This window comes from Oleiphilus sp. HI0066 (assembly GCF_001635725.1).
Map to the genome: position 1 here is coordinate 1 of NZ_LWFH01000754.1, position 1,094 is coordinate 1,094.

1 protein-coding gene is annotated in these 1,094 nt (G+C 44.6%); it reads left to right on the forward strand.

What is annotated here, in order from left to right:
- Positions 1 to 91: 91 nt before the first annotated feature.
- Entirely contained in the window at positions 92 to 1,012 is a 921-nt protein-coding gene (locus tag A3738_RS09135) for a branched-chain amino acid transaminase (RefSeq protein ID WP_068475295.1), read from the forward strand.
- The last annotated feature ends 82 nt before the right edge of the window (positions 1,013 to 1,094 follow it).

Here is a 1,094-nt window from a genome sequence, read left to right on the forward strand (position 1 = left end):
CAAATACGCTTCTTTCAGATTGTTCTCGCGAACAACAGCTTTCTGCGCTTCATTGATTTCTTCTTTGGTATAAGGCATTTCCATGTGCATGATGTCGATGGCTGATAGAGATGGCCTGATTTGGTTTGACGGAAAAATGGTACCTTGGCGTGATGCTCAGGTGCACGTACTCACGCATACATTGCACTATGGTATGGGTGTGTTTGAAGGCGTCCGTGCTTATGAAACTTCTGAAGGTACAGCGATCTTTAAGCTTCAGGATCACACTGATCGTCTTTTCCGTTCTGCGCACATCATGCACATGGAAATGCCTTATACCAAAGAAGAAATCAATGAAGCGCAGAAAGCTGTTGTTCGCGAGAACAATCTGAAAGAAGCGTATTTGCGTCCAATGGTGTTCTTTGGTTCTGAAGGCATGGGTTTGCGTGCTGATAACTTAAAAGTACACGTGATTGTTGCTGCTTGGGAGTGGCCATCATATATGTCACCTGAGCTTCGCGAGCAGGGTATTAAAGTACGTACTTCTTCTTACACGCGTCATCATGTGAACATCAGCATGTGTAAAGCGAAGGCTAACGGACATTACATCAATTCTATGTTGGCTTTGCGTGAAGCATTAGATAGCGGTTGTGATGAAGCATTGCTTTTGGATAACGAAGGTTACGTTGCAGAAGGTTCTGGCGAGAACATCTTTATTATCCGTGAAGGTAAGATGTTCACACCTGAGCTTACTTCATGCTTGGATGGCTTAACGCGTCGTACTATCTTTGCTTTTGCGGAAGAGCTAGGCGTTGAGATCATTGAGAAGCGTATTACACGTGATGAAGTATATGTGGCTGACGAAGCATTCTTTACCGGAACTGCTGCGGAAGTTCTTCCAATTCGTGAATTGGATGGACGTAAGATTGGTAATGGCGCACGTGGTCCATTGACCGAGAAGTTCCAAACTATGTACTTTGACGCAGTTAAAGGTAAGCGTGAGCAAAACCAAGACTGGCTGACGCTAGTTTAATTGCGTTTTACGGTATCGGAGATACTGATTTGAAAATTTTTATCGTAGGCCCGTCCTGGGTTGGCGATATGGTGATGGCGCA